The organism is Nocardia aobensis NBRC 100429 (assembly GCF_000308375.1).
GTDB lineage: Bacteria > Actinomycetota > Actinomycetes > Mycobacteriales > Mycobacteriaceae > Nocardia > Nocardia aobensis.
This window is the reverse complement of the sequence record NZ_BAFQ01000126.1, coordinates 1-7820: the sequence shown is the minus strand read 5'-3', so window position 1 is coordinate 7820 and position 7820 is coordinate 1. Positions and strand designations below refer to the sequence as shown.

The following is a 7820-nucleotide window of genomic DNA, read 5'->3' as shown; positions in this document are numbered from 1 at the left end:
CCGTTTGCAGGATCAGCGGGATGAGATGGGTTTCCACCACGCGGTTCTCGCCGAGCCCTCCGTACGCGCCGGCGACGTTGAAATACCGCAAACTCGTGGCGGCCAGACCGTGCGCGACGGCGTACGAGGTGATCGCGTGGTCGATCGCGAGCTTGGAGGCGCCGTAGGGGTTGGTCGGGCGGGGCGGGGCGGACTCGAGTATCGGAACCTGTTCCGGCTCACCGTAGACCGCCGCGGTCGAGGAGAACACCAGCCGCGGGGTCTGCGTGCGACGAATCGCCTCCAGCAGCGCCAGCGTCTTGACCACATTGCCGTACCAGTACTTCTCGGGCTGCTGCACCGATTCGCCGACCAGCGACTGCGCCGCGAAATGCAGGACGCCATCGAAGGATTCGGATTCGATCAGCTCGACGCCGGTGGTCGCGATATCCCCGTCGACGAATTTCGCGCCGGCCGGTACACCCTCGGCGTTGCCGGTGGACAGATCGTCGACCACCACGACCTCGTGGCCGTCCTGAACCAGTACCTGGGCGCAGACTCCGCCGACATATCCGGCACCGCCGGTTACCAGAAGTTTCATCCGTCAGGCCAGCCTGACCTGGACGGCGTGGGCCATCTCGTCGGACAGTTCGAAACCGACGTGCCCCGGCACCGAGATGATCACCACACCGGGCTTGGTCTCGACGGTCACGCGGGCATCGGGAACCACCCCGGCCTCCCGCAGCTGACCGATCACGTCCGGATCGGCCTGAATATGCTCCGACAACCGGCGCACCACGACCGCCGACACCTGGCCGGGCGGCAGATCGGAAAGCCGGACGAGGGTCTCCTCACCGGAATTGATGGAGTTGACGCCGAGTTCGTCCAAGCCGGGGATGGGGTTGCCGTAGGGCGAGGTGGTGGGGTGATTGAGCACCTCGAGCAGACGCAGTTCCACCTCCTCGCTCATCACGTGCTCCCAGCGGCAGGCTTCGGCGTGCACGTTCTGCCAGTCCAGCCCGATCACGTCGACCAGCAACCGTTCGGCCAGCCGGTGTTTGCGCATGACCGCCACGGCCATCGCGCGGCCCTTGTCGGTGAGTTCGAGGTGGCGGTCGCCGGCGACCATCAGCAGACCGTCGCGCTCCATCCGCGCGACCGTCTGACTCACCGTCGGGCCGCTCTGCTCGAGGCGCTCGGCGATACGCGCCCGCAACGGCACCACGCCCTCCTCCTCGAGGTCGTAGATGGTACGGAGATACATCTCCGTGGTGTCGACCAGATCCTTCACCTGTTACCCCTTCGTCGGCACGAATTCTACCCACGCCCGGCTGCACAATCGGCGTCAGCATATTTCGCACGTCCTGCACGAACCTCGCCGATACCTGCGCGCGCGACCGGATGCGCGCGGGCGACAGGCGCGCCCGGTGTCGTCTTGCATTTCTACTGCATGACAACGACAACGCGGGTGGTCTGCTTCCCGTGTCCCCGCCGGTGCGAGCAACGCCACGGCGACGGGCCGCGGTGGGCTAGCGTGACCGTTATGGCAGACGACGCCGCCGTGGTGTGGACCGACCGCTTCCTGGACTACACCTGGACCCCGGAACATCCGATGAAACCGGCCCGGCTCCGATTCACGATGGCGCTCGCGCGCAGTCTGGGTTTGCTCGACGGCATCGAAACCCTCGCACCCGGCCCGGCCGGTGACGGTGAGTTGCTGCGCATCCACACCGCCGCCTACCTCGAGGCCGTGCGCCACGCCGTGCCCGCACCTCCGGGCACGACACCGCCGGCGGCACCCCCGCACGGGCTCGGTTCGATGGACAATCCCGTCTTCCCTCATATGCACGAGGCGGCCTCGGTGATCGTCGGCGGAACCCTCGCCGCCGCCGCGGAAATCGCGGCGGGCCGCGCCCGGCGGGCGGTCAGCATCGGGGGTGGCATGCATCACGCGATGCCCGATGCCGCATCCGGGTTCTGCGTCTACAACGATGTGGCGGTGGCCATTTCGTGGCTGCTGGACAACGGCTTCGACCGCATCGCCTACGTCGACGTCGACGTGCACCACGGCGACGGCGTGCAGCGCGCCTTCTACGACGATCCGCGCGTGCTGACCATTTCGCTGCATCAGCATCCGGCGACGTTGTGGCCCAACACCGGCTGGCCCGAGGAGATCGGCGCCGGCCCCGCGGAGGGCACCGCGATCAATCTCGCCGTGCTGCCCGGCACGCGGGATGCACAGTGGCTGCGCGGATTTCACGCCGTCGTGCCCGGGGCGCTGGCCGCGTTCCGGCCGCAACTGGTGGTGAGTCAGTGCGGGGTCGACAGCCATCGCGAGGACCCGCTCGCCGACCTCGAACTCACCGTCGACGGCCAGCGCGCGGCGTTTCGTGCCATGCGTGAACTCGCGGACCGGTACGCCGAAGGGCGCTGGCTCGCGGTGGGCGGCGGCGGTTACGGACTGGTCCGGGTGGTGCCGCGCGCGTGGACCCACCTGCTGGCGACGGCGCTGGATCGCGAGATCGACCCGGGCACCGCCATTCCCGAGGACTGGCGTGAGCTGGTGCGCGGCTACGCCCCGACCGTGCCGGCGCCGACCACGATGGGCGACGGCGGCGACACCGCCTTCATCCCCTGGGAGGGGCCGGGCGGCGCGCTCGACACCGGCGACGCCCATCTCGACCGCGCGCAGCGCGCGATCGACACCTCGGTGCTCGCCACCCGCCGCGCGACCTACGGATTGCTGGGCCTGGACCCGGAGGACCCCCGTGACTGAATCATCCGTCCCCGCACCGGACGCCGAGAACACTCCCGCCGATCCGCCCCCGCCCCCGCAGCATTGGTTCGCCGATGTACTCGCCGCCGACGGCGGTGTGGTCCGGCTGCGGCCGATCACCCCCGACGATGCGGAGCCGATGCAGGCCTTCCACGCGGCGCTGTCCGATCGCACCCGTTATCTACGCTATTTCGGTCCGTACCCGCGGATGACACCGAAGGATCTGTACCGGACCACCCACGTGGACTACCACAACCGGGTGGGGCTGGTCGTCGAACTGGGGTCGGTGATCATCGCGGTCGGCCGCTACGAACTGCTCACCGATCGCGAAGGTCCCCGCGCGGCGGAGGTGGCGTTCGTCGTCGCCGACGAACATCAGGGCCGCGGCCTGGGATCGATCCTGCTCGAGCATCTGGCCGGGGCGGCCGCCGAGAACGATATCGACACCTTCGTCGCCGAGGTGCTCGCCGAGAACCACACCATGGTCACGGTCTTCCGGGAGGCGGGGTACCAGGTGCAGCGCAGCCGCGACGGGTCCGTGCTGCACCTCGAATTCGCCATCGACCCCACCGAAGCGCTGCTGTCGGTGCGGGATTCGCGGGAGCGGGCCTCGGAGGCACGCAGTGTCGGCAATCTGCTGGCGCCGCGGTCGATCGCGGTCATCGGTGCCACCCCGTCGGCGAGCCGGGTCGGCGGGGCGGTGCTGGCGAATCTGCTGTCCGGCGTGTTCCAGGGCCCGGTATATCCGGTGAATCCGAATCGGACCTCCGTGCGCGGTGTGCGCGCCTATCCGACCGTGCACGACATCCCCGACGAACTGGATCTGGCGGTGGTCGCCGTACCGGCCGAGGAGATCAAATCGGTCCTCGACGACTGTATGGCCAAGGGGGTCAAAGGCCTGGTCGTGCTGACCGCCGGATTCTCCGAAACCGGGCCGGCGGGCTTCCGCGCCGAGCGCGATCTGGTCGACGCCGCACGCGGCCACGGCATGCGCGTGGTGGGACCGAGCGCGCTCGGTATCGCCAACAGCGATCCGGCGGTCTCGCTGAACGCGACGCTCGCGCCGGTGCTACCGGGCCGTGGCCGGGTCGGATTCTTCTGCCAGTCCGGGCCGCTGGGCGCGGCCATCCTGGCCGAGGCGGCGGCGCGCAAACTCGGACTGTCGACCTTCGTCTCGGCCGGTAATCGCGCCGATGTGTCGGGGAACGACCTGCTGCAGTATTGGGATACCGATCCCGACACCGACGTCGTGCTGCTGTATCTGGAGACCTTCGGCAATCCGCGCAAATTCTCCCGCATCGCCCGCCGGGTGGCCCGCACCAAACCGGTGGTGGCGGTGAGCAGCGGCCGCAACGCCGCCAACGTGCCGGTCAGCGGTCTGGAACGTTCGGTGGAGCGCGATCTGTTCGCCCAGGCCGGCATCGTGCAGGTCGATACGATCGCCGAATTGTTCGACTGCGCCATGCTGCTGGCCTACCAGCCGCTGCCGGACGGCCCGCGACTCGCGGTGATCGGCAACAGCGCCGCCCTGGGCTGGCTGGCGGTGGACGCCGCGCGCGGGGAGGGACTGGAGGTCGGGGAGCCGACCGATCTGGGGCCCCAGGCCGAACCCGCCGACTACCTGACCGCCGTCGCGAGTGCGATGGATTCGGCCGAGGTCGACGCTGTCATCGTCATCTTCGCGCCGCCGGTGCCGGCGGCGGTCACCGCCTTCGCCGAGGCGATCCGGGCCGGCGCGCAGGATGCGGTCAAACCCGTGCTCACCACCTTCGTCGCCGATCACGGTATGCCGAATCTGCTCACGGTGCGCGGTGCCGGCGGCATCGTCGACCGCGGTTCCATTCCGTCCTACCCCGATCCGGAACGCGCGGCGCGAGCGCTGGCACGGGTGCGGCGATACGCGGCGTGGCGGACCCGCCCGGCCTCCCTGGTGGTGCGCCCGGACGGTCTCGAGGTCGGCCGCGCGCGAGACCTGGTGGAGCAGTGGATGTCTCGCAGTCCCGACGGGGACTGGCTCGGCGATCTGGAGGCCGCGGAACTGCTCGCCTGCTACGGCATTCGCGTGGTGGAGTTCCGGGAAGCTCGTGATCCCGACGCCGCCGTCGCGGCGGCCGCGGAGCTGGGATATCCCGTCGCCGCCAAGGCCACCGGCGAAATGTGGCGCAGCCGACCGGATTTCACCGGTGTCCGCCTCGACCTGTGGCGCGACACGGCGGTCCGGCGCGCCTACACCGATCTGGCGGAACTGACCGGCAACGCGGTGGTCCACATCCAGAAGATGGCGACCAAGGGGGTGGGGTGTGTGCTGCGGGTGCAGGACGACCCGTCGTTCGGATCCGTCATCGGATTCGGTCTCTCCGGAACCATCATCGATCTGCTCGGCGACCGCGCCTACCGGGCGTTGCCGCTGACCCAGGCAGAGGCGGTCGAATTGATCGACGCCCCGCGCGCCGCACCGTTGCTCGACGGGCAGGCCGGATCGGGCCGCGCCATCGGGGAGCCGGTGGACAAGCAGGCGCTGGCCGTACTGGCACAACGCATTTCGGCGCTGTGCGACGATCTGCCGGAGGTGCGGGAACTGTCGGTGGAACCGGTGCTGGCCTCACCGGAGGGCGCCGCGATCCTGTACGCACGCGTGCGGATCGGCCCGGAACCGAGCCGCTTCGACAACGGTCCGCGCCGGCTGGTGTGAGGCGTTCGGTGCCCGGCCCGCCATACCGTGGTGACCAGCGCCACCGCGGCCGGTCCGCGGATATGGTCGATACTGGCCGTATGCGCGAAGATCAGATCGAGAGCGCTACGGCGCCCCTGCGGGACGATATCCGGTTTCTCGGCGCGATCCTGGGCGAGACGATCCGCGACCACGAGGGCCCCGAAGTGTTCGACCTCGTCGAACGGGTGCGGGTCGAGGCCTTCCGGGTGCGGCGGTCGGAAGTGGAGCGCAGCGCGGTGGCGGAAATGCTGCGCGATACCGAGCTGCCGGTGGCGATCCCGCTGATCCGGGCGTTCAGCCATTTCCTGCTGCTGGCCAACCTCGCCGAGGATCTGCAGCGCGACCGCCGTCGCGCGGTGCACGTCGCCGCCGGTGAGCCGCCGCAGGAATCCAGCCTGGCCGCGACGTATCGGGCGCTCGACCACGCGCGCGTCGACGGCGCGGTCGCCGCGGAGGTGCTCGAGGACGCGCTGGTCTCGCCGGTGATCACCGCTCATCCCACCGAGACGCGCCGCCGCACCGTCTTCGACGTTCAGGCCCGCATCACCGAACTGATGCGCCGACGGGCCCGCTACCGCGAGGACGAGCCCGAATACGCCGCGATCGACCACGACATTCGCCGCCAGATCCTCACCCTGTGGCGCACCGCGCTGATCCGCCTCGCGCGGTTGCGGATCTCCGACGAGATCGAGGTCGGACTGCGCTACTACGACCTCACTTTGCTCGAGGTGATTCCGCGGATCAACGCCGAGGTCAGCGAGGCGTTGCGGGCGCGGTGGCCCGGATACGATCTGCTCGCCCGGCCGATTCTGCGGCCCGGTTCCTGGATCGGCGGCGACCGCGACGGCAACCCGAACGTGACGGGCGAGGTAGTGGAACGCGCCACTCGCCGGGCCGCCACGGTGATCTTCGGCCACTATCTGAAAGAGCTCGTCGCCCTGGAGAAGTCGCTGTCGCAGTCGATCCGGCTGGTCGCGATCACTCCGGAACTGTCGCGGCTGGCCGACGCAGCGGGTGACGATTCGCCGCAGCGCGCCGACGAACCGTATCGTCGCGCGATCCGCGGCATCCGCCTGCGCCTCGCCGCGACCGCGCAGCGTGCGCTCGGCTCGGCCGCCGAATTCCCCTCGGTGTTCGAACTGTCCGGTGAGCAACTCGCCCGCGTCTCGCCGTACGAGGGCCCGGACCAGCTGCTGGACGATCTGAACACCGTCGACACCTCCATGCGCGAATCGGGTGACGGCCTGCTGGCCGACGACCGCCTGGCCGCGCTGCGCGGCGCGGTGGAGACCTTCGGGTTCCACCTGCAGGGCCTGGACATGCGCCAGAACTCGGAGGTGCACGAACAGGTCGTGGCCGAACTGCTGGCCTGGTCGGGTGTGCACGCGGACTATCGCAGCCTGTCCGAAGCGGAGCGCGTCGAGCTGCTCGCAGCGGAATTGAGCACGCGACGGCCGCTGCTGGGCCCGCATGCCCAGCTGAGCGAACTCGCCACCAAGGAGCTGGGGGTGGTGCGCGCGGCCCGCGCCGCGCTCGACGCGTTGGGGCCCGATACCGTGCCCAACTACATCATCAGCATGTGCACCTCGGTGAGCGACATGCTCGAGGCGGCGCTGCTGCTGAAGGAGGCGGGAATTCTCGATCCCGGCGACGACCAGACCCCGCCTCACTCCCCGGTCGGGGTGGTTCCGCTGTTCGAGACGATCGACGACCTGCGCGGCGGCGCGGCGACATTGGCCGCGGCACTGGAGGTTCCGGCCTATCGCCGCCTGGTCGCCGCCCGCGCGATGGCGCAGGAGGTGATGCTCGGCTATTCCGATTCCAACAAGGACGGCGGATATCTGGCGGCGAACTGGGCGTTGTACCGCGCCGAACTCGACCTGGTGGAAACCGCCCGCAAAACCGGAATCCGGTTGCGGCTGTTCCACGGTCGGGGCGGCACCGTCGGCCGCGGCGGCGGCCGCAGTTACGACGCGATCCTCGCCCAGCCGGCGGGCGCGGTGCGCGGTTCGCTGCGCCTGACCGAGCAGGGAGAGGTGATCTCCACCAAATACGCCGAATCCGGTTCCGCCCACCGCAATCTGGAATCGCTGGTCGCCGGCACACTGGAATCGTCGCTGCTGGATGTCGAAGGTCTGGGATCCGGCGCCGAGGCGGCCTATGAGGTGTTCGAGGAGCTCGCGGACGCGGCGCGCGAGGCCTATGCGCGGCTGGTGCATCGGACGCCCGGCTTCGTCGACTATTTCCGGGCCTCCACGCCTATCGCCGAGGTCGCCGACCTCAATCTCGGCAGCCGGCCCGCCTCCCGCAAACCCACCAGTTCGGTATCGGATCTGCGGGCGATTCCCTGGG

The 7820-nt window shown here is 69.6% G+C and carries 5 protein-coding genes; 3 read left to right on the top strand and 2 right to left on the bottom strand.

Features of this window, described 5'->3' with window-relative positions; translation table 11 throughout:
- Both RJ03_RS16035 and RJ03_RS16030 read right to left on the bottom strand, forming a co-directional pair.
- Nucleotides 1-580, bottom strand: a 580-nt coding sequence (locus RJ03_RS16035) for an NAD-dependent epimerase/dehydratase family protein (protein WP_036503124.1), incomplete at its 3' end; no start/stop codon positions are given.
- 3 nt (nucleotides 581-583) lie between these two features.
- The gene (locus tag RJ03_RS16030; protein WP_036503122.1) at nucleotides 584-1270 is read right to left on the bottom strand and encodes an iron-dependent transcriptional repressor DtxR; all 687 of its coding nucleotides are present in this window, start codon (nucleotides 1268-1270) and stop codon (nucleotides 584-586) included.
- 252 nt (nucleotides 1271-1522) lie between these two features.
- Between RJ03_RS16030 and RJ03_RS16025 the strand changes: the two genes are divergently transcribed.
- The 3 genes from RJ03_RS16025 to ppc form a co-directional block, all read left to right on the top strand.
- Entirely contained in the window at nucleotides 1523-2755 is a 1233-nt protein-coding gene (locus tag RJ03_RS16025) for an acetoin utilization protein AcuC (protein ID WP_051024744.1), read from the top strand.
- Complete coding sequence (locus tag RJ03_RS16020; protein ID WP_036503118.1) at nucleotides 2748-5447, top strand: bifunctional acetate--CoA ligase family protein/GNAT family N-acetyltransferase; 2700 nt, start codon at nucleotides 2748-2750, stop codon at nucleotides 5445-5447. Before RJ03_RS16025 ends, RJ03_RS16020 begins: the two co-directional genes overlap by 8 nt.
- An 80-nt stretch (nucleotides 5448-5527) precedes the next feature.
- A partial coding sequence (gene ppc, locus RJ03_RS16015; protein ID WP_051024743.1) for a phosphoenolpyruvate carboxylase occupies nucleotides 5528-7820 on the top strand: 2293 nt, incomplete at its 3' end.

Bases quoted from the DNA above. Each gene is read 5' to 3' on its own strand.
- RJ03_RS16025 (WP_051024744.1), top strand. From the start codon at position 1,523: ATGGCAGACGACGCCGCCGTGGTGTGGACCGACCGCTTCCTGGACTAC.